Source organism: Clostridium sp. DFI.5.61, assembly GCF_024462915.1.
In the GTDB taxonomy this organism is placed as follows: Bacteria; Bacillota; Clostridia; order Oscillospirales; family Oscillospiraceae; genus Lawsonibacter; species Lawsonibacter asaccharolyticus.
Genome location: NZ_JANGBZ010000056.1, coordinates 1 through 20,642 on the forward strand (window position 1 = coordinate 1; position 20,642 = coordinate 20,642).

17 protein-coding genes are annotated in these 20,642 nt (G+C 65.0%); 1 reads left to right on the forward strand and 16 read right to left on the reverse strand.

Translation table 11 applies throughout. The features are described from left to right. Positions 1 to 47 precede the first annotated feature (47 nt). The 16 genes from NE584_RS16205 to murJ form a co-directional block, all read right to left on the reverse strand. The gene (locus tag NE584_RS16205; protein ID WP_108980748.1) at positions 48 to 569 is read right to left on the reverse strand and encodes a hypothetical protein; all 522 of its coding nucleotides are present in this window, start codon (positions 567 to 569) and stop codon (positions 48 to 50) included. Continuing rightward, entirely contained in the window at positions 569 to 1,069 is a 501-nt protein-coding gene (gene coaD / locus NE584_RS16210) for a pantetheine-phosphate adenylyltransferase (RefSeq protein WP_050623743.1), read from the reverse strand. Before coaD ends, NE584_RS16205 begins: the two co-directional genes overlap by 1 nt. Continuing rightward, complete coding sequence (gene rsmD / locus NE584_RS16215; protein ID WP_108980747.1) at positions 1,066 to 1,626, reverse strand: 16S rRNA (guanine(966)-N(2))-methyltransferase RsmD; 561 nt, start codon at positions 1,624 to 1,626, stop codon at positions 1,066 to 1,068. The genes coaD and rsmD overlap by 4 nt, the downstream gene beginning before the upstream one ends. 2 nt (positions 1,627 to 1,628) lie before the next feature. Next, positions 1,629 to 3,485, reverse strand: a complete 1,857-nt coding sequence (gene uvrC / locus NE584_RS16220) for an excinuclease ABC subunit UvrC (RefSeq protein ID WP_108980746.1) — start codon at positions 3,483 to 3,485, stop codon at positions 1,629 to 1,631. 72 nt (positions 3,486 to 3,557) lie between these two features. Then, complete coding sequence (locus NE584_RS16225) at positions 3,558 to 3,821, reverse strand: HPr family phosphocarrier protein (RefSeq protein WP_050623740.1); 264 nt, start codon at positions 3,819 to 3,821, stop codon at positions 3,558 to 3,560. 212 nt (positions 3,822 to 4,033) lie between these two features. After that, the gene (locus tag NE584_RS16230; protein WP_256183259.1) at positions 4,034 to 6,400 is read right to left on the reverse strand and encodes an endonuclease MutS2; all 2,367 of its coding nucleotides are present in this window, start codon (positions 6,398 to 6,400) and stop codon (positions 4,034 to 4,036) included. Positions 6,401 to 6,755: 355 nt separating this feature from the next. After that, entirely contained in the window at positions 6,756 to 8,081 is a 1,326-nt protein-coding gene (locus NE584_RS16235) for a M56 family metallopeptidase (protein ID WP_108980744.1), read from the reverse strand. A gap of 26 nt (positions 8,082 to 8,107) precedes the next feature. After that, a complete protein-coding gene (locus NE584_RS16240; RefSeq protein ID WP_108980743.1) occupies positions 8,108 to 9,427 on the reverse strand; it encodes a M56 family metallopeptidase in 1,320 nt (439 codons plus the stop codon). A 2-nt stretch (positions 9,428 to 9,429) separates the two neighbouring features. Then, a complete protein-coding gene (locus tag NE584_RS16245; protein ID WP_077138727.1) occupies positions 9,430 to 9,783 on the reverse strand; it encodes a BlaI/MecI/CopY family transcriptional regulator in 354 nt (117 codons plus the stop codon). Between the two features lie 282 nt (positions 9,784 to 10,065). Next, the gene (gene csaB, locus NE584_RS16250) at positions 10,066 to 11,700 is read right to left on the reverse strand and encodes a polysaccharide pyruvyl transferase CsaB (protein WP_256183261.1); all 1,635 of its coding nucleotides are present in this window, start codon (positions 11,698 to 11,700) and stop codon (positions 10,066 to 10,068) included. Positions 11,701 to 11,705: 5 nt separating this feature from the next. After that, on the reverse strand, positions 11,706 to 12,275 hold the full coding sequence (locus NE584_RS16255; protein ID WP_256183260.1) for a glycosyltransferase: 570 nt from the start codon (positions 12,273 to 12,275) through the stop codon (positions 11,706 to 11,708). A gap of 15 nt (positions 12,276 to 12,290) precedes the next feature. Then, positions 12,291 to 12,791 (reverse strand): DUF4330 domain-containing protein, encoded by a 501-nt coding sequence (locus NE584_RS16260; RefSeq protein ID WP_050623735.1) that lies wholly within the window; start codon positions 12,789 to 12,791, stop codon positions 12,291 to 12,293. Beyond that, entirely contained in the window at positions 12,788 to 13,297 is a 510-nt protein-coding gene (locus NE584_RS16265) for a DUF4330 domain-containing protein (protein ID WP_108980741.1), read from the reverse strand. The genes NE584_RS16260 and NE584_RS16265 overlap by 4 nt, the downstream gene beginning before the upstream one ends. Continuing rightward, positions 13,284 to 14,411, reverse strand: coding sequence for a glycosyltransferase family 4 protein (locus tag NE584_RS19930; RefSeq protein ID WP_108980740.1), 1,128 nt, complete (start codon positions 14,409 to 14,411; stop codon positions 13,284 to 13,286). Before NE584_RS19930 ends, NE584_RS16265 begins: the two co-directional genes overlap by 14 nt. Then, positions 14,408 to 15,856, reverse strand: a complete 1,449-nt coding sequence (locus tag NE584_RS16275; RefSeq protein WP_108980739.1) for an O-antigen ligase — start codon at positions 15,854 to 15,856, stop codon at positions 14,408 to 14,410. The genes NE584_RS19930 and NE584_RS16275 overlap by 4 nt, the downstream gene beginning before the upstream one ends. Before the next feature lie 4 nt (positions 15,857 to 15,860). Further along, positions 15,861 to 17,420: a murein biosynthesis integral membrane protein MurJ gene (gene murJ / locus NE584_RS16280; RefSeq protein WP_108980738.1), complete on the reverse strand. Its 1,560-nt coding sequence runs from the start codon at positions 17,418 to 17,420 to the stop codon at positions 15,861 to 15,863. 213 nt (positions 17,421 to 17,633) lie between these two features. Between murJ and NE584_RS16285 the strand changes: the two genes are divergently transcribed. After that, positions 17,634 to 20,570 (forward strand): S-layer homology domain-containing protein, encoded by a 2,937-nt coding sequence (locus tag NE584_RS16285; protein WP_108980737.1) that lies wholly within the window; start codon positions 17,634 to 17,636, stop codon positions 20,568 to 20,570. Positions 20,571 to 20,642: the final 72 nt, after the last annotated feature.

A 20,642-nucleotide genomic window follows, 5' to 3' on the forward strand; every position in this document is an offset into this window, starting at 1 on the left:
CCCCGGCGCCCCCCCCCCCCCCCCCCCCCCCCGCTGTTCTCTGTGATTCAGTCCTCTTCGGCCGCCGCGTCATAGGCAGCCCGCCCTCCCGACGGGCTCCCCGCGGCGGTGGCGCTGGCCGCCGCCCGGAAGCGGGCCCGGGACTTCTTGATCTCGTCATAGGCCTCCGCCACCGCCTCCTCGGTGCGGCGCAGGGCGTCCTCGCAGTACTCGTTGGCGGAGCGCTTCAACTCCCGGCTGCGCTCCTCCGCCTGGCGCATCAATTCAGCAGAGCGCTGCTTGGCCTGGTTCAGCACGGACTCCTCTGCCAGCATGCGCTGCGCCTCCGCCTCCGCCTGCTTGCGGATCACCTCCGCCTCCCGCTTAGCCGCGGCGATATAGTCGTTCCGGGAGGCCACCAGCTTCTTAGCCTCGCCCAGCTCCACAGGGAACTGGGCCCGGATGTCATCGATCAGATCCAGGGCGCGGTCCCGCTCCAGCACGCACTTGTCGCTGGAAAGGGGCATATTCTTGGCCTCATCCACCATTTCAAAGAGCATGTCCAGTAGCTCTTCCACACCGCTTGCCATCAGTCATTCTCCTTTTCCTGCGCCTGGCGCATTTTCCGGTCTACGTCGTCCACGATCTCCCGGGGGACGAACTCCCCCAGGTCTGCTCCATACCGGGCCATCTCCTTCACCACGGTGGAGCTGAGGTAGGTGTACTTATCGCTGGAGGCCAGGAACATGGTCTCCAGCCTGGGGTTCAGCTTGCGGTTGATGACCGCCATCTGGACCTCCTGCTCAAAGTCGGATACCGCCCGCAGGCCCTTCACTACCACATGGGCCTTCCTGCGCTTGGCATAGGCGGCCAGCAGCTCGTCGGAGAAGTCAACTTCCACGTTGGGAAAGCGGGCAGTACACCGTTCCAGCAGCTCCACCCGTTCCTCCGGGGTAAACAGCCCGTGCTTCTTGGAATTCACCATCACACAGACGATCACCCGGTCAAAGCACTGAGCGGCCCGCTTGATGATGTTCAGATGCCCCAGGGTGACAGGGTCAAAGCTGCCGGGATAGATAGCGGTCTTCATGGTCTCGGGTCACTCCCCTGACGGCGGTAAACTGTCAGTTTGATCCTGCCGTACCGGTATTCCCTCCCCTTTTCATAGGGAGGTGCCAGCGGGGGAAGCTCCCTCTCCGCGGGACTTTCGCAAATCATTATACCATGTTCCGAAAGAATGTCAATCTTCGACACCAGCTCCAGAGTCTGCTCCAGCAGCTGGGTCTGATAGGGCGGGTCCAGGAATATGACACCAAACCGCTCCCGGCACCCACTGAGGAAGGAGATCGCATCCCCCTGCACCACTCGGCCCGCCTTCTCCAGTCCGGTAGCCTTCAGGTTCTCCCGGATGAGGGCAGCAGCCTCCCGCCGGGCGTCCACAAAGGTGCATCGCTCCGCCCCCCGGGACAGAGCCTCGATCCCCAGCTGTCCGGTGCCGCCGAACAGGTCCAGGACGCTCCGCCCCTCGATCTCGAACTGGATGATGTTGAACAGGGACTCTTTCACCTTGTCGGTGGTGGGCCGGGTGTCCATCCCCTGGAGCTCTTTCAGTCTTCTGCCCCGTGCGGAGCCGGAGATCACTCGCATGGTCACTCTTCCTTTCTCTCAGCCTGATCCTGATTTTCTGTCTCTCCCCTGCGGAAATACTGGTACACCGCCTGGGCCGTGCTCTGGGGGACCGCCCGCTCCAGCTCCTCCAGAGATGCCTGCCGGATGGCCTTCACGCTTTTGAAGTGCTTGAGCAGCTGGGCCCGGCGCTTTTCCCCCACCCCGGGTATTTTGTCCAGAACGGAGCCTTTTACGTGTCCCGCCTGGAGCTGCCGGTGGTATTCGATGGCGAAGCGGTGGGTCTCCTCCTGGATCTGCCCGATGAGGGAGAACACTGCCGGCACCGCCTGGATACCGATCTCCCGCCCGTCGGGGTGGACCAGGGCCCTGGTGCGGTGCCGGTCATCCTTCACCATGCCGAAGGCCGGGATGTCCAGCGCCATGGCCTCCAGCACCCGCCTGGCCACCCGCACATGCTCCAGACCGCCGTCAATGAGCAGCAGGTCGGGCTTCTCCACAAATTTTTCGTCCCCGTCCAGATACCGGCGGAACCGCCGGGTCAGCACCTGCTCCATGGAGGCGTAGTCGTCCGGGCCCTCCATATCCTTCAGCTTAAAGCGGCGGTAGTCCCGCTTCAGGGGCCTTCCGTCCACATAGACCACCATGGAGGCCACGATGTCACTGGCTCCAGTGTTGGAGATGTCGTAGGACTCCATCCGCCGGGGGGGCTCCTCCATGCCCAGCATCCTGGCCAGCGCCTCCAGCAGCTTGTTCTGACGTTCCTCCCGGGTGGTGGCCCGGGCCACCTCTTCTGCCGCGTTCTGGTTGGCCAGCCGGATCAGATCCATCTTTGCCCCCCTCTGTGGGGTCACCAGCTCCACCCGGCGGCCCACCTGCTCGGAGAGCATCCGAGTCAGCGGGACCTGGTCGGGCAGCTCACAGGGCAGCAGGATCTGCCTGGGCAGCCGGCTTCGTCCCACATAGTACTCCCGCACCAGGGAGGAGAGGACCTCCTCCTCGTCCTCCTCCATGGGGGTCTCCAGCAGGTCCATATCCTTGGCCGCCAGCTCCCCCTCCATGTAGTGCAGGACCACGAAGCAGCTCTTGGCTGTCCCCCGGAAAAAGCCGGTGACGTCGGTATCCGCCAGGGAGCCCGCCACCACCTTCTGCCGCATCCCCAGCAGCTCGATGGCCTGGATGCGGTCCCGCAGCTCCGCCGCCCGCTCGAAGCGCAGTTCCTCCGCCGCCCGCTCCATCTCGGCGGTCAGGTCCGCTTTGACCTCCTTGAACCGCCCCTCCAGCAGGGAGACCGCCTGGGCGATGGCCTCCTCATGCTGCTCCTTCATCTGGAGGCTACGGCAGTAGCCGTCGCACTTGCCCATGTGGAAGTTGAGGCAGGGGCGCTCCTTCCCAATGTCCCGGGGAAAGCGCTTCCCACAGGAGGGCAGGCGCAGGGCGGAGCGCAGGGCGTCCACGATAGCCTGGGTGGCGTGGCGGCTGGCGTAGGGGCCGAAATAGCGTGCCCCGTCCTCCGCCGCCCGGTTGGCCAGGGAGAAGCGGGGGTACTCCTCCCCGGACAAGCGGATGTAGGGGTAGCCCTTGTCGTCCTTGAGCAGGATGTTGTACCGGGGCTGGTGGCGCTTGATGAGGGAGTTCTCCAGTACCAGGGCCTCAAACTCGCTGTCCGCCACGATCACGTCAAAGTGGTCGATCTGGGACACCATGGCCCGGGTCTTCTCCGTGTGAGAGGCGGAGTCCTGGAAATACTGGGACACCCGGTTTTTCAACGCCTTGGCCTTGCCCACATAGATCACCGTGTTTTTGGCATCCTGCATGATATACACGCCTGGCTTCAGAGGCAGGGCGTGGGCCTTTTCCTTCAATTCGTCAAATGTCATAGGGGGCCTCCCGGGGAGATGTTAAAAAAGGCACCGCGCGAAGCGGTGCCTTTCGGATCTGCGCTGTGTGGCTCACTCGGAAAAATCGGAAGAGATCATCTTGAACAGAGCCTCCACCGCTTCCTTCTCATCCGGACCATCCGCAATGAGCTTGATAGGAGTACCTTTGACAATACCCAGGGAGAGCACGCCCAGAAGGCTCTTGGCGTTCACCTTGCGCTCGTCCTTCTCCACCCAAATGGAGCTTTTGAACTCGTTGGCTTTCTGGATAAAGAACGTGGCGGGTCTGGCATGCAGGCCTACCTGGTTATTGACGACCGCTTCCTGACTATACATATCCGTACCTCCGCACTCGATTTGTGTGTTACTAGCATACCAAATTCATCCCGCATCCGTCAATGACATTTTTCACAAATCTGCCTTCTTTTCTCAACAAAAATTGCGGGAGGTCCACGGCATTCGGCGGCAGATGCCCTTCTTCCCGGTCTCCGCCCACCGCTGGGCCGGCCGTGCGCGCTTCTGTCCCCCTGGAAAGAGGGCCCGGCCCCTTACCGCAGCTCCGCCACGGTGACGCCGTCCTCCCCCTCGCCGTAGCGGCCGGGGCGGAAGGATTTGATATAGCGGCTGCGCTTCAGATGCTCCCGCACCGCCTTGCGCACCGCGCCGGTCCCCTTTCCATGGATGATGGTCACGCTCTCCAGCTTGCCCATCATAGCAGTATCCAGGAAGCGGTCCAGCACCGCGATGGCCTCGTCGGTCATCATGCCCCGCAGATCGATCTCAGAGGGGGCCGCGGCGGCGCGCAGGGTGTGCTGGGCCCGCTGGACGATGCGCCTGGCCTCCTTCTGGCTCTGGGTCTCGCCCTCCACCACCCGCACCTCGTCCTGCTTGGCGGTGATCTTCAAGATCCCCGCCTGGAGCTGGAGGGTGCCGTCCTTGTTTACCGACAGGACGCTGGCTCTGGTCCCCATGGATACCAGCTCCACCGTATCCCCGGCCCGGGCCGGCCGGGTGGGGGGCGGGGCCTCCGGCTCCTGCGCCGCCCCGCCGATGGACCGCTCCGCCTCGTTGAGCAGGCGGCGGGCCTCCGCCCGTCCGTCGTTCACCTGCTGCCAGTCCAGGTCCTGGCGCTTTTTCAGCTCCTTCAGTTCGGAGAGGGCCAGGTCGCTGGCGTCTCTGGCCTCCTGGATGATGGCCCGGGCCTCCGCCTGGGCCTTCTCCACCACCTTGGAGCGCTCCTCCTCCAGCCGCTTCCGGTACTCCCGGGCCTTGCCCGCAGACTGCTCCATCTCCAGCTTCAGCCGCCGGGCCTCCGCCCGGTCCTTCTCCATCTCCTGGCGCTGCTGGTCCAGCTTGGTGAGCACGTCTTCAAAGCGCACGTTCTCCGCATCCAGCCGGGCGGCCGCCCGGTCGATGATCTCCTCCGGCAGGCCCAGGCGCCGGGAGATAGCGAAGGCGTTGGATTTGCCCGGGATGCCCATTACCAGCCGGTAGGTGGGGGCCAGGGTGTCCACATTGAACTCGCAGGAGGCGTTCTCCACCCCGGGGGTGGTCATAGCGTACACCTTCAGCTCGGCATAGTGGGTGGTGGCCGCCACCAGTGCCCCCAGCTCCCGGGCACTCTCAATGACGGCCGCCGCCAGGGCGGCGCCCTCCACCGGGTCGGTGCCTGCCCCCAGCTCGTCGAACAGGATCAGGGTCTGACCGTCCGCCTCCTTCAGGATGCCCACGATGTTGGTCATATGGGAGGAGAAGGTGGACAGGGACTGGGCAATGGACTGCTCATCCCCGATGTCAGAGAGCACCCGGCGGAAGACCCGCACCGTGCTGTCCGACTTGGCAGGGATGTGCAGCCCGCACTGGGCCATCAGTGTAATGAGGCCCAGGGTCTTGAGGGTCACCGTCTTGCCGCCGGTGTTGGGACCGGTGATGACCAAGGTGTCGAACCGGTCTCCCAGCTCCAGGTCGTTGGCCACCGCCTTCTTTTTATCCAGCAGGGGGTGCCGCGCTCCCCGCAGCCTCAGGTACCGTTCCGACAGGCCGGGCTGGCTGGCCTCCATCTTCAGGGAGAGCTGTCCCCGGGCGAAGATGGTGTCCAGCAGGATCAGCAGGGTATAGTCCTCCCCGATATCCTCCTTATGGGCGGCGCACTGGGCGGACAGCTCCGCCAGGATGCGTTCAATCTCCTTTTTCTCCCTGGCCGCCAGCTCACGCAGCTCGTTATTGGCCTTCACCACCCCCATGGGCTCAATGAAGAAGGTGGAGCCGCTGGAGGACACGTCGTGGACCAGGCCGGGGATGGCGTTCTTGTGCTCCGCCTTCACCGGTACCACGTACCGGTCGGAGCGGATGGTGATGATGGACTCCTGGAGGTATTTGGACTGGTTGGAGGAGATCAGCCGCTGGAGGATGTCCCGCACCCTGGCCTCGGTGGAGCGCATGTGCCGCCGGATGGAGGCCAGCTCGCTGCTGGCTGAGTCGGCGATCTCCTCCTCACTGAGGATGGAGTTGGTGATGCTGTCCTCCAGGAAGCGGTTTGGGGTCAGGGAACGGAACAGGTGGGAGATGACGGTCTTCTCCTCGCTGTCCCCGTAGTCCCGCGCCCCCCGGGCGCACCGCAGCACAGAGGCGATGTCCAGCAGCTCCCGGGTAGACAGGCTCCCCCCCATGTCCGCCCGCTGGAGGCTGGCCGACACCGGCTTCACCCCGGAGAAGCCGGGGCTCCCCCGCAGAATGAGCATCTTTACCGCGGCGGAGGTCTCCTCCTGCGCCCGGGCCACGTCGTCCAGATCAGTGAGGGGACGCAGTGCCAGGCAGCGCTCCTTTCCCTCCAGGGTGGCCGCGCAGTCGGCAAGAAGAGCCAGCACCTGGGGCAGCTCCAGGGTGGCCATAGATTTTTCAAACAGTTCACTCATATACAAAACTCCTGGATCGTTGGTCACATTCCATTTTGGCGGTTCAAGGACCGCCGTACACGTTTTATTGTCTCATAAAAGCCTCCGGTTGACAAGCCCTGGGCCTCGCTCCCTGTATTTTTTGCCCACTCCCGCCGGCCGAGCTCCACATACGCCCGCCCTGTCACCATGGCGGCAGGGCGGGCGTATGCTATTTGACCCGGTCCCAGCCCTCCTGGTCCAGGTCCTCCACTGCACTCACCCTTTTGCAGTACCAACCAGGCCCTCTCATAGCGGAAGGTCCACCGCAGGAGGGAAAGACCAAGGAATGCCTCCATGAGCAGGGAACATGACCACAGCACAATGCTTCCCGCTTTCATGACAGCGGCACCGCCCCCGTCAGATCCGGGGGCTTTTTCAGCACCTCTGCATGAGTAAAATACAGGCGGTCCCGCGCGGGATACCAGAAATACTCGGCCCCCACCCAGCCCTGCTCCAGCAGCTCCATCACCACCCAGACGTGCTCGCCGTCCTCCGCGACGCACCAGACCTGGAGGGCCAGGATGGGCCCCAGTCCCAGATTCTGCCTCACCTGATCCATCGTATGGGCCACCAGGGTGTCCACAGTCCCGCCCCCTCTTTCCCAGGTGAGCAGCGCGTCCTCCGCCAGCACCCCCTGGGTGGGGCCGCCCAGGAAGAAGAGGAAGAGCAGCACCGTCGTCAGCCAGGAGAGGCCCCGCCAGGCTCCCCCTGTTCGCTGCGGGCGGGCCGCTGTCTTGACCCGCACCGCTGTATCGCACTCCCCGAAGCACAATGGCGTGCTCCACAGGCTCCGCCCGGCCCCCATCTCCACCAGGGTCCTGGCGTACTCCCGCCGTTCCTCCGGCTCCAGCTCCTTCAGAACGGCCGCGTCGCATGCCAGCTCCAGGTCCCGACAGAAATATTTGTAGCCCAGCCAGATCAGCGGGTCCCACCAATAGAGAAATACCCCCATGTTGGCCCACCCCTTGAACCAGAGGTGCCCCAGCCTGATATGCTCCAGCTCGTGGCGCAGCACCAGGGCTCGCTGCTCCGGGGACAGCTCCCGCTGGAGGCAGATCACATATTCCACCGACCCCAGCCATCCCCTGCTGGTGAGGAAGCTGGTGGGCAGTCCCTCCACCAGCCGGATCTGGATCTTCCGCGTCTCCTCCTGGAGGACATGCTTGGTCAGAGCCTCCTCTCCGCCCAGCGGCTCCCCCCTGCGCAGCAGCTCCTTCAGCCGCCTGTCCTGTCGGCAGGAAAAAACGATCCCCAGCACCAGGACGCCCAGACACAGCAGCGCGGCTGCCCCGGCTATCCCCTCCCCGATTTCCACCGGCACCACCGCCCCGCCGGGCAGGGACAGATGGTACACCCCCGCCCCGTGGTAATCCATGGGCAGATAGGCGGGGATTGAGGTCGTCCATCCGCCGTCCTTTACCCGCCCGGTGATCAGGTCACGGAAGGTGACGGGCAGGATGTGGACCAGGCTGAGCAGGCCGTAAAAGCTCGGACTGTACAGGCTGATCCAGCCCACCACCCAAAGGGCCACCCGCTGCCCCGGGGAGAGTATCCGCACCAGCAGGGGGCGCAGCAGAAACAGGGCGGCGAACATCATTCCCACTGCCAGCCCCAGATTGATCATCATAAACATGCCCACAACAAAAAATCGGCCGATCATATCCGCTCCTCCCCTTTCTCTCAGGCTCAGTCCACGGGATAAAACTGAGTGCAGTCCGCCAGGTCATGGGGCCGGCCCTCCTGCCGGAGCTGGATCATCCCCATCTTGCCGCTCTCCCCCAGCACGCACCGGAACGCCCGCCAAGTGCCCACGCTGGTCTCCAGATAGATCCAGCCCCCTGTGCCCTCCCACTTCCACCAGCCGGCGGCGATGCTCACCCCGGAGAGCAGGTCCCCCTTCTCCTCCAGCCGCCGGATCAGCTCCTCCACCACCTTCTCCGGCGCCTCCTCCATCTGCGTCAGGTTTCGGGAGAGATCAGTCTCTGTCACTCCCCCCGGCACGGCCGGCGCCCCCGCAAAGAGGAGGAACACCAGGGCGGCACAGAACAGCCCGGTGAGGCGGCGCACAGGGGTCAGGGGACGCCAGGCCACCGCCGCCCGCACCCGCAGGGCTCCGTCGCACTCCCCAAAGCACAGCGGGGCCTCCCACAGACGCCGCCCCGCCCCCAGCTCCACCAGGGTCTTGGCGTACTCCTTCCGCTCCTCCGGCTCCAGCTGATCCAGGGTCCTCTGGTCACAGGCCAGCTCCATATCCCGGCCCATATACCGAAATGCCAGCCACAGGATCGGATTCCACCAGTGGAGCAGCAGGCAGGCACCCCTGAGCCCGGAGAAGTACCCATGGCGGAGATAGATGTGGTTCAGCTCATGGCGCAGCACCAGGGAAAGCTGCTCTTTGGGCAGCTCTGCCTGGAGGTACACCGAATCCCCCATGACAAAGCTAGTGGGCAGCCCGGGGGTGATCCACGCCCGGATCTTTCCGGGCTGCATCCAGAGCTCCAGCCGGTCGGCCCCCAGGGCCACCAGCTCCTTCTCTTCCAGCTCGCTCCCCTGCCGCCCCCAGCACATCAGGGCGAAGGACCGGTGACAATACCACAGGAGCAGCCCCACCGCCACCGCGGCCCACAGGAGGGACAGGGCCAGCAGCGGACCGCTGTTCAGCTCCACCGCCGCAGTTTCCCCGCCAGGCAGGACCACGGGGTACTCCCCCGGCCCGTCGTAGGCGGGCGGCAGGAAAGCCGGCGCGCCGAATATCCCGCCCGGCCGGGGTCCCAGCAGGTCCCAGACCGTTACCGGCAGCACCCTTACCAGGCTGGTCAGCCCCCACAGGTTCCCAAATATGCCGATGCTCCACGCTACATACCAGACTGCCACCCGCTGCTGGGGGGTGAGGAGCCGGAGGAGCAGAGGGCGCAGCAGGATCAGGACGGCCAGGACGACCCCCAGTGCCAGCCCCGCGTTCAGGTGATTCAAAAATATGGTGAGCCACGTGTTCAGTCCGTCCACGGTCAGTCCTCCCAGGTGTGCTGGTCGATCAGGTCCTTCAGCTCCAGTGCCTCCTCCATGGTCAGCTTCCGCCCGCTGAAAAAGGCGTTGAGGAAGGGGGCCATCCCCCCCGCCTTCACCGCCAGCTCCTCCCCTTGGGCTCGGATGACCTGCTCCCGGGTCAGCAGCGGGGTGACCACCGCGCGCTCGTTTCTGGCCGCCCCCTTCCGGCACAGCTTGCGCAGCACCGTATAGGTGGTGCTCTTGGTCCAGCCCAGCTGCTCCCGGCACAGAGTCACCAGCTGGGTGGAATTCACTGGTGCACTTTCCCACAGCACCTCCATCAGCCGGTATTCCCCGTCAAACAGCTTTTCCACCGTCCGTCCTCCTTTAGGTTTATTCTAATAAACCTCTCTTTCACTGCAAGTTTATCGCAATAAACCTCTCTTGTCAAGAGCCTGATTTCCCTATCGGACTCCGGAGCGGGCAGCGGCACACCCTGCATAGGCCCGCACAGGCTCGCCCGTCTCATCCCTGAAAACGATTTACGGGCGGCCCCGCGGGGCCGCCCGTAAGCGAAAGGATCTTTTTTGTTCAAGCTGATTCGGTAAGCCGGAGCCCCCCGTCTCCGCTCCTGCCGCGCGTTCCAGTCAAAAGCTCTATTGTTTCCTCTCCAGCAGCTCCAGCAGCAATCGCTCGTTCTCCCGGGCCGCCCGGCTCAGGGCGGCGGATTTCACCCGCAGGCGTTCCAGGCTCCCCTCATAGTCCGCCATCAGGCGGTCCGCGGCGGCGATGGCCTCCTCCCGGCGGAAGTGATGCACATCACCGGCGGAGGGCATGTCCAGCTCCTTCAGATAGCTGGCCACCTTGGGATCATAGACCAACCCCAGCACAGGGACCGCCATCCGGGCGGAGAAAATCAGGGTGTGCAGCCGCATAGCCAAACACAGCCTGCCCTCCCCCAGCACGGCCATCAGCTCCCTTGGGGTGCAGGGGGCGTCCAGCAGATGGGAGGGGCACTCCATAGCGCTCCGCACCTGGGCGGTGGCCGCCCGGTCCCGGCAGGGCTGCATCATCAGGAACAGGATCTCCATCCCGCAGGTCCGGTAGAGATGGTCGCACAGGGCGGCCAGCTCCCCGGCGAAGCTGCCCGTATCCGGCCAGTCCCGCACCGAGACCGCCGCGAAGGGAGTGCCCCGCTCCAGCCCGGCGGACCGGAGCAGTTCCCCGGCCCGCTCCTTGGGGGCGGGATCCAGGTTGAACACCGGGTCGGCCGTGACGTGGAGATCTGGGCGCTCCACCCCCATCTCCACCAGCTCCCGGGCGGAGCTGTGGTCTCGCAGGGTCACCAGAGCGGCCCGCTCCACTGCCCGCTTCACCCGGCGGCGGTTGGCCGGCTTCTGCACCGGCCCGATGCCGTTGGCGTAGAGCATCACCGGCTTCCCCATCCACTCGGCACAGCGCACGATGGACAGATAGTAGAGGAGGGAGCGGGTGGAGGTCCGGTCCTGGAGCAGGCTGCCCCCGCCGGACAGCAGAGCGTCGCATCGGCGCAGGGCACCGAACACCTTCCAGAAACGGAAGCGGGGGATGGCATTCATGCCGTAGTGCCGCTGGGTCTCGCGGGGGTCGTTGGACAGCACGGTGACCCCCACCTCCCCACTGGCCTCCAGAATGCTCTGGTGGATGGCCTCCAGGATGGCGTCGTCCCCCGCGTTGGAAAAGCCGTAGTAGCCGCTCATGACCACCTGGTACTTCCGGCGGCGCACCTGCTCATACATGGCCAGACAGTCCGCTGCCATCCGGCGCACGGAGTAATACTGGAAGATCACCTCCCGGCCGTAGGCCCCCGCCGCCGCCTTCTGCTCCGGGGAGAGGGACAGGACGGCGGCCATATCGGCCAGCAGACGCTCCGGAGTGGACATGGGCAGTCCCCGGCAGCAGAAGTTGCCCAGCCGGGCCTCCTCCAGCTTCTCCGGACCGAAGAGGCCCTGATACCCCTCGTTTCCCGCCACGATGACGGGCTTGGCGGCGGACATGGCCTCCAGCGCCGACCGGGACACCCCTACGAAGATGTCCCCCGCTGCCACGATCTGATTGATGTCGGTGCGTGGGCCGGTCATCACCACGCAGGTGCGTCCCATCCGGGCGTTCACCGCCTCCGCCTGCTCTTTCAGCTCCCGGAACACGTTGCCCCCTCCGGCGATGAGCAGCTGCACCCCGGGCACCGCCCGGTCCAGCTCCTCCGCGATCTGGATCAGCTGCCGGGCCACCAGGGCCCGGTCCTCGTCCATCCGGCTCACATAGGAGACCACCGGCCTGGACCGGTCAGGCCGAACTCCTCCACCACTGACTGGCCGGAAGTCTGTGGAGAAAACTTCTCTGTATCGATGCCGTTGATGGTCACAGAGATGTGCTCCTCCGGCACCCCGTATTCCCGGATCAGATACGCCTTGATGTCATCGGAGACGGCGACGGTCCGCTGCCCCCAGTTGGTGAGGTAGCGCAGCCCGCCCTTGGTGGTGAACACCCAGTGGGCGGTGGTGACGAAGGGGAACTTCATCGTTCTCTGGAGGGTGCCGCACAGGAAGGCGGGGATGCGGGCGTGGGCGTGCACCACGTCCGGCCTCTCAGTACGGATGATCTCCTTCAGCAGCTTTCGGGAGCGGAGCATGCATCCGGCGTCCCGCCGGTGCATGGGGACCTGGTAGTGGCGGATGCCCGCGGCCACGATCTCAGGGACATAGACACCGCCGTTGGAGGCCACCACGATGTCGTGTCCCTCCGCCTTCAGCTCCTTGGCCAGCTCTACGATATGGGTCTCCGCTCCGCCGATATCCAGGCCCATAGTGGCCATCAGGATCTTCATGTCTGCCGCCCCTTTTTAAAAAATCTCTGTCACTGTGCCGATGAACTCCGCGTATTTTGTGCAGAAGGTCCGGGAGGAGTTGACCCCCAGCTCATACACCCGATTCAGGGTATAGCGCCCCGACTCGCTCACCAGGCCGGTGCCCTCTACGGTGATCAGCATGTCCACGCCATCCTCCACCGTGGCGGCCGCCACGGTGCCGTCGTCAAACTCGGCCAGCTTGGTGCCGGGCATGAGCTGGATGTCGGTGATGGTGCCCAGGGTGCCGCCGCTGCTCCGGTCCGGGTCAAAGAGCTGGTCGCCCTCCCGCACTGCTTCGGCCACATAGGTCCGTATCCCGCTGGCCAGGATCTGGTAGGTGATGGTCTGGTCCGCCGTGTTGGTGCTGGTGATGGCCATCTGGGTGTTCTTGGTGTACAGGGCAAAGCCCATCACCGCCACCACTACGATGACCAGCAGGTCGATGACGCTGATGAAGCCGAACAGGCGGCCGTTGCGGTCGATGATCTTTTTCATCCCTGCTCCCCCCTCTCAATGGAAACCACGGGCCCGCTGCCCATATAGCCGGAGCCCCGGACATAGGCGGTCACGCCCACCCGCAGCTTGAAGCCTCCGCCCAGCAGGAGGGAGTCCTCTCCCTCGGTATAGGGGGCCTCCACTGTCACCAAAGCGTCCTCGTAACCCTCGATCCCGGCGAGGACAAAGGCCTTGTCCTCGTGATCCTGGATCAGAGCCTGGGCCGGCACTGTCTCCACAGACACCACTGTGCCCAGCTCGTAGTTCTTCACGGTGTCCACCAGCTGGTCCCCGGGCTTGATCCGCTCGCTGACTCCCTGGATCATCTTCTGAAATCGGATGGTGTACTGCACCGTTCCTGCCGCGGAAACGGCCCCTTCCGCCGGTGCGGCCGCCGGCTTTATGGCGCTCCACACCAGGAATGCCCCCACCGCCAGGGCCAGTACAAGGACGATGCTGTCAAACAGGTTCAGTCGGAAGCGGAATTTCGGCTTATTTGGTTCCATGAGATACTCCTTTCAGGACGTCCCGGTAGACGTCCTCCACATGCTTGGCAAAGATCTCGCCGGTATAGTTTTCTTCAAAGGACCGTTTGGCTCCCTCTCCCAGCCTGCGCAGCAGGGCGGGGTCATCCATCAGCCGTGCCACACAGCCGGCCAGGGCCCGGCTGTCCCGGTTGGGGAAGACCAGACCGTTCTCTCCGTCCTGGATCAGCAGGGGGTTGCCTCCGATATCGCTGACCACGGCGGGCAGGCCGAAGCTCATGCCCTCCAGCAGGGAGAGGCTGGTCCCCTCGCTCTCGGTGGAGGCGTTGATCTGAGCGTCCATGGCCCACAGGGCCCGCTCCACCCGCTCAATAAAGCCGGCAAAAAACACTGTCCCCTGGGGGAAGGACACCGCCCGCAGCCGCAGGGCAGCCTCGGCCCTGCCCTCTCCGGCCACCAGCACCTTCACCCGGCGGCCCTGACTGAGCAGCTGCTCCGCCGCATCCAGCAGCACGCTGTGCCCCTTGTACTCCTCCACCCGGGCCAGGATGCCCACCACGAAGTCCTCCGGCCCAAAGCCGTACTCCGCCCGCAGTGCGGTCCGCTCCTCCTCCGTAGGGGCCGCCAGGGGAGCCACACCGTTGAAGAGCACGTGGATCTTCCGATCCGGTACGCCGGACTGGAGCAGCAGCTCCCGCACCGATGGGCTCACTGCGATGGCCCCGTCGGACAGGCAGGCATCCAGCACATGGCCCGCCAGACGGCCCACCGGGCTGCCCATCACCCGCCCCAGGGGGAAGACACAGTGCTTGGTGTAGATCACCTTTTTGCCGCACAGCCGGGCAGCCATCCGTGCGGACATGGAACCGTGGGTGTGGACCAGATCCGGGTCCACCGCCCGGATGACCCGGCGCAGGGGAGCCACCGCCGACAGATCCATGGACCGGTCCGCCATGGCGTCGATCTCATGGACCGGCACCCCCAGCGCCTCTACAGGTCCTTTCAGGGCGCTGCCCCGTGGGAGCACCACCTGGGACTGGAACTGGCTGCGGTCCTGACAGCTCAGATAGTTGAGCAGGCTGCGGCCGCCGCCGCCGATATTGGTGTCACTGATGACCTGTAAAATGGTATTCACCGGTCCTCCACCTCCTGTTCCGCCAGCCGGGCAAAGCTGGCTCCCAGGGCCAGCACCGCGAAGAAGAGCAGGGCCACCCTGTAGTTATAAAATGTGTAGTCGGTCATGCTCTGGGCCATGAACCCGCCCACGCCGCCGATGGCGCCGGCCAGATAGCACCGGGCCCGCCAGCTCCGGTTCCGGGAGAGTGCCGAGCAGATCACCCGGCAGAAAATGAAGATGATCAGCAGGAACACCACCAGGGCCACCACGCCGCCGTCCGACATGATCTGCAAAAAGAGGTTATGGGCGTGCTGAGCATTGGCTGCATTGTAGCTGTATGCCGGGTAGACCAGATTGAAAGCCCCGGTGCCCGGCCCGATGCCGCACAGCCAGTAGTCCTTCAGCATGGCTATGGTGCCCATCCAGATGGACACCCGGTAGGACGTGGAGGTGTCCTCCAGGTTTCCGATGCTGGTGAAGCGGCTGATGACGGTATCCGGCAGCACAAAGTAGAGGGCCACCAGCGCCACTGGGAGCACCACCGGCGCCAGCACCAGCACCCGGGGGTTGAGGAGCACCAAAAAGATCATCCCCGCGATCAGCAGGCCCAGCCAGCCGCCGCGGGACATGGTGAGCACCATGCACAGGCACATCACCCCGCAGCAGGCCAGCAGCACCAGCCGTTTCCCGGTCCCCTTGGCGGTGAGCAGGGCCGCCCCGCCCAGGGAGATCATCAAAATCAGATACTCGGCCAGCACATTAGGGTTCTGGAGGGTGGAGTAGACCCGGATGGTGACCGAGGAGAACATGTCGCTGTCCACCCAGGCGGCATCCCCCGTGGCGCCCAGCACATACTGGCCCACGCCCAGCAGAGCCACCACGCCTCCCGCCAGCACCATGAGAAACACCAGCTGTTCCGCCCGCTCCCAGCTGTCCACGGCGTTCTCCACCACCAAGGCGAAGACCATGAAAAAGACCATCAGCAGGCCGGGGAACAGGCTCTGCCGGGGCGTGACGGAGGTGGCCGTGGCCGCCAGATACACCGCCGCGTACAGCAGGATATACCGGTTGACCGGGGAGTAGGCCAGGGGCCGTGCCCGGTCCCGGACCAGATTCAGTGCCAGGGAGGCGAAGGCCACCGCCGCCAGAGCCAGTACCGCCATAGTGGGCAGCAGGGGGGCCAGCACCACCGCCGCAGAACACCAGAGGGTCAGGCACAAAAAGATGCTCCCCCCGAACAGGCGCTCCAGTCCCAGCCTGCGGTACAGGGCGCACAGCCCGCCCCGGATCAGGTCCCACAGTCGGAAAAAGACACTGGATTCCGCCGCCTGCCGGCCCGCCATTGGGGCCACGAAGGCCCGGACCACCCGACTTCTCTGCCACTGTCCGCTGAACCACAGACAGATGGCGGTGAGCACCCGCCCCAGTATGCTGCTGTTCCAGATCTCTATCGCTCGATTCATTGCATCAGCCTCGTTTCCACACTCGTTTCACCATCTTCAGGGCCAGCTGCCCCTCGTCCAATCTCAGCAGCACCGCCGCCGGGAAGTAGACGGCCACACCAGCCGCCGCCGAAGCCCCCAGGGTGAGCAGCTCCCCCGCCTTGCCGGGCAGCAGGCCCTCTATCAGGCCGGCCACCGCCCAGGCGCCCACCGCCATCAGCGCGGTGGCCAGCGCCATCTTCCCCAGGTCCAGCAGGAAACTCCGGCTGAGGACCCCCTCCCCCCGCAGCTCCAGGGGGATGTCCAGCAACAGGGCGTAGACGGTGGAGGATACAGCGGAGGAGAGGGCCAGACCAGCCACCCCCATCCTCTGGGCCAGCGCCATGCACAGCAGGACATTGACCAGGATGGAGGCCGCACCGGCCGCCAGGGGCACCTTCCCCTTCTGCCGGGCGAAGTAGGCCCGGCTGAGGATATTCTGGACCGCGTATCCCGTCATCCCCAGCGAGACCCAGAATAGTCCCTGGGAGGTGATGGAGACGGAAAAATCATCAAAAGCGCCTCCTCCATAAATAAAGGAGATCAGCGGGCGGGAGAGCACCATCAACCCCGCCGACATGGGCAGGACGAAGAACAGACAGCCGTGCAGGGTGGTCCGCAGCGTCTCCCGGAACTCCCCCTCCTGCTCCCGGCCGGTGAGGCGGGACAGCTTGGGAAAGATCACATTGGTGACGGACAGGACGAACACCCCGGCGATCACCAGATACAAGTTGGTGGAAAACTCGATGGCGGACACTCCGGCCCCCTCGTACAGTCGGGACCCGAACTTGGAGTTGATAGTCAGGTTGATGGGCTGCACCCAGGTGGAGACCATCACTGGCAGCATCAGGGCAAAGACCTTCCGCATCCCCTCGGAGCGCGGCTCCAGTCCCGGCCGGTAGCGGAAGCCCAGCCGGCGCAGTGAGGGCACCTGGACCGCCGCCTGGAGGAACCAGCCCACCAGAAAGGCAACGGCCAGGCCGTAGATGCCGAACTGCTGGTCCAGCGTCAGGTAATAGAGAATGATGACCAGGTTGGACACCACGCTGATCAGGGCAGGGACATTGAACTCCCCCAGGGACTGGAGCACTCCCACAAAGGAGAAGGCCACCCCGGTGAACAGCACCGTGGGGAACATCACCCGGGTGAGGGAGACGGCCAGCTCCGCCGTCTGGGCATCATATCCGTCGGCAAACAGGCTGACCAGGGGCCCCGCGAACAGGATGCCCAGCACCGAAAGGACCGCAGAGAGCAGCCCCATCACGGTGATGAAGCAGCCCGCGAAGCGGAAGGCCGGCTCCCGCCCCTTCCGGGTGAGATACTCGCTGAACACCGGGATAAAGCAGGCCGAGATAGCGGAGGCGAACACCGCGTCAAAAAACACCCTGGGGATCCGGCTGGCTGTATTGAAGGCGTTAGCCGCCATCCCCGTCCCGTAGTAAACCGCCAGCAGATGGTCCCGGTACAGCCCCAGCACCTTGCCCACCAGGGCGATGATCATCACGATGCTGATGGTCCGTGTGGCATGGTCCTGCCGCTCCTCCATCGCGCCACCTCCTATGGATCCCCAATAAAATCGTTTTATTTTACACCACCCCTCCGACTTTTTCAACCGTTGGCCCGTGTGTTCATAGGATGTTCACATTTTCCCGAAATCTGTACACTTTTTTCCATTGAAAGTGCCCTGCTCCACTGCTATAATAAGGAATTAGTTTTGCTGTCCCCACCACCTGTCCTAACCATGTGAAAAGGAGTATCCATGAAACATCGTCATTTCACCCAAGCTGCCCGCCGCCTCACCGCCTTGACGCTGGCGCTGCTGCTGGCACTGCCCTCGGCCTACGCCGCCGCAGGCTCCCCCCAGCTGCGCACCACCCGGGAGCTGGCTGACGGCCTGACCTATTCCAACACCATCACCAGCCACTCCGCCGCGGGCCGGGTGGAGAGCTTCTCCCTGGAACTCTCTCCGGACAGCCGGGAGGTGGAGCCCATCTTCCTCCAGGCATCCGGCACCGCCTACGGGGCCGGCTCCATCAATCTGGCGGTCAGCTATGCCCAGAGCCTGGGCTACCACGTGCTGGGCGCCATCAATACCGACTTCTTTGCTCCCTCCACCGGTGTGCCTCTGGGCATCTCCATTGAGGACGGCATTTATAAATCCAGCCCGGAGGCCGAGGCCGCCGTGGTCATCACCGACGGTGAGGTGGAGCTGGTAGAGCAGCCCCAGGTCACCCTCACCCTCACCAACGAGTCCACCGGAGGCCAGACCGTTCTGACCCACCTGAACAAATACCGGGCCGACTCCGGCGGGCTCTACCTGTTCAACTACGATTTTTCCACCGTCTCCACCCACACCAGCACCCCCGGCTGGATGGTGCGCATGGAGCTGACCGATCCCGACGACACCCTCTCCGTCTCCGGCCGTCTGGAATTGGAGGTCACTGAGCTGCTCCGCACCGACACCTCAGTGGTCATTGGCGAGAACGAGTACATATTGACTGCCGCCGACGCCGGCGGCCTGGAGTCCGTATTCCAGAGCTTCCAGGTGGGCGACCGGGTCACCCTCCACACCGACTGCACCTCCTCCACCCTCGAGGACGCCCAGTGGGCCAGCGGCGTGGGCGATGTGATGGTCCGGGACGGACAGATCACTGACTCCACTGCCTGGACCTATGTGGAAAAGGGCCGCGACCCCCGCTCCGCCCTGGGCGTGCGGGAGGACGGCACCCTGGTCCTGTACGCTGTGGACGGCCGCAGGAGCGGCTACTCCGGCGGACTGAGCCAGCTGGATCTGGCGGAGGAGATGCTCTCCCAGGGCTGCGTCTGGGCGGTCAACCTGGACGGCGGCGGCTCCACCGCCATCAGTGTCTGGGTCCCCGGCCAAGAGGGCCCCTCCATCGTCAACATCCCCTCCGATGGCAAGCCCCGGGCCTGCGCCACCTACCTGCTCCTGGTCTCCCGGGATGAGGGTGACGGCGATCCGGACCGGCTGGTGCTGAAAAATGACGGGCTGGTGGTCCTCACCGGCACCTCTGTGGACCTGGGGGAGACGGCCGTGCTGGACAGCGGTCTGAACATCCTTCGGGATGACCCAGGCGAGGTGGAGATCTCCTCCCTGGACGACCTGGGCCGGGTGGAGGACAACATCTACACCGCCGGCAGTGACGCGGGCACCGATACCCTGGAGCTCTGGTCCCCGGATCTGGATGTGGAGGGCACCGCCCAGATCCACGTAGTGGACCATCTCACCGGCCTCACCGTCTCCCGGGAGAACAGCACCGACGCCCTCACCTCCCTCACCCTGGAGCCTGGAGACCAGGTCCAGCTCACTGCCCAGGGTACCTACTGGTCCCGGGCTGCCATGCGGGACGTGGGAGCCATCTCCTGGACGGTGGAGGGCAGCATCGGCTCCATCACCGAGGACGGACTGTTCACCGCTGAGGGCCCCGGGGGCGCCTCCGGAACCCTCACCGCCTCTGCCGGCGGGCAGAGCCAGACCATCATGGTCTCCCTGGAGAACTCCCACGAGGACGTGCCCGAGGGGCACTGGGCCTACACCGCCGTGGACTACTGCTATGCCAACGGCCTGGTGGGCGGCATCTCGGACACTGAGTTCGGCCCTGACCTGCACATCCGCCGGGGCGACTTTCTGCTGATGCTCTACGGCGCGGCGGGTAAGCCGGCCGTCACCTCCCCCGCCTCCTTTACTGACGTATCCCCCTCCGACTACTACTACACCGCTGTGTCCTGGGCCCAGGCCAACGGTCTGGCCACCGGCGTGGGGGATGGCACCCTGGCTCCCGCCTCTGATGTCACCCGGGAGCAGGCTTTCACCATTCTGAACCAGGCCCTGCCTCTCCTGGGCATCACCTGCCAGCCCGGCGCTCTCACCGTTCTGGATCAGTTCGGCGACCGCGCCTCCCTCTCCGACTGGGCTGCCCAGCACGCTGCCACCCTGGTGGCCTATCAGATCGTGGGCGGCGACACCGACGGCAACCTGAATCCTCAGGCTTTCCTCACCCGCGCTGAGATGGCCGCTCTGCTGTATAAGCTGTCCAACTATACGCCTCCTGCCGATCTGGACCCCGGCGACCTGGTCCAGCCGGAGAAGGACCCTCAGCCGGGCGGCACCGCCGACCCCGGCCAGGCAGAGGGCCCGGGCCAAACTGCTGATCCGGACCAGCCGGAGGACCCGGGACAGACCAGCCAGCCGGAGGAGCCCGCTGTCCCCGTGGAGGGCATCACCCTGGACACCGGCGAACTGACCCTCCAGGCCGGCTCCAGCTATCACTTCACCCCCACGCTCTCCCCTGAGGGAGCCGCCGGCACCGTCGTCTGGACCAGCAGCGTGCCCACTGTGGCGCCAGTCACCAGCGACGGCACCATCACCAACCTGAACACCACCGGCGGGCAGGTGAGCGTCACCATTACCGCCTCCTGCGGGGACGCCTGCACCAGCGCTGTGGTCCTCTGCGACACCGCCGCCTCCGCCGGCACCGTCCGCGGGGCGGAGAACGGCCTGAACGTCCGTTCCGGCCCCAGCACCTCCCACTCTGTGGTGGGCTATCTGCGGGAAGGAGGCAGGGTCATCCTCCTCGCTCCGCCGGAAGACGGCTGGCTCCACGTCTCCTACCTCACTCAGTCCGGCCAGGCCGCTATCGGCTATGTCTCCCTGGACTATATCGTACTGGACTGATCTCAAGGCAAATAAACAGCAGAAGGGGGGGGGGGGGGGGGGGGGGGGGGGGGGGGGGGGGGGGGGGGGGGG

Coding starts and splice junctions, on each gene's coding strand:
- NE584_RS16205 (WP_108980748.1), bottom strand. CDS start 569: ATGGCAAGCGGTGTGGAAGAGCTACTGGACATGCTCTTTGAAATGGTG.
- coaD (WP_050623743.1), bottom strand. CDS start 1,069: ATGAAGACCGCTATCTATCCCGGCAGCTTTGACCCTGTCACCCTGGGG.
- rsmD (WP_108980747.1), bottom strand. CDS start 1,626: ATGCGAGTGATCTCCGGCTCCGCACGGGGCAGAAGACTGAAAGAGCTC.
- uvrC (WP_108980746.1), bottom strand. CDS start 3,485: ATGACATTTGACGAATTGAAGGAAAAGGCCCACGCCCTGCCTCTGAAG.
- NE584_RS16225 (WP_050623740.1), bottom strand. CDS start 3,821: ATGTATAGTCAGGAAGCGGTCGTCAATAACCAGGTAGGCCTGCATGCC.
- NE584_RS16230 (WP_256183259.1), bottom strand. CDS start 6,400: ATGAGTGAACTGTTTGAAAAATCTATGGCCACCCTGGAGCTGCCCCAG.
- NE584_RS16235 (WP_108980744.1), bottom strand. CDS start 8,081: ATGATCGGCCGATTTTTTGTTGTGGGCATGTTTATGATGATCAATCTG.
- csaB (WP_256183261.1), bottom strand. CDS start 11,700: ATGGACGAGGACCGGGCCCTGGTGGCCCGGCAGCTGATCCAGATCGCG.
- NE584_RS16255 (WP_256183260.1), bottom strand. CDS start 12,275: ATGAAGATCCTGATGGCCACTATGGGCCTGGATATCGGCGGAGCGGAG.
- NE584_RS16260 (WP_050623735.1), bottom strand. CDS start 12,791: ATGAAAAAGATCATCGACCGCAACGGCCGCCTGTTCGGCTTCATCAGC.
- NE584_RS16265 (WP_108980741.1), bottom strand. CDS start 13,297: ATGGAACCAAATAAGCCGAAATTCCGCTTCCGACTGAACCTGTTTGAC.
- NE584_RS16275 (WP_108980739.1), bottom strand. CDS start 15,856: ATGAATCGAGCGATAGAGATCTGGAACAGCAGCATACTGGGGCGGGTG.
- murJ (WP_108980738.1), bottom strand. CDS start 17,420: ATGGAGGAGCGGCAGGACCATGCCACACGGACCATCAGCATCGTGATG.
- NE584_RS16285 (WP_108980737.1), top strand. CDS start 17,634: ATGAAACATCGTCATTTCACCCAAGCTGCCCGCCGCCTCACCGCCTTG.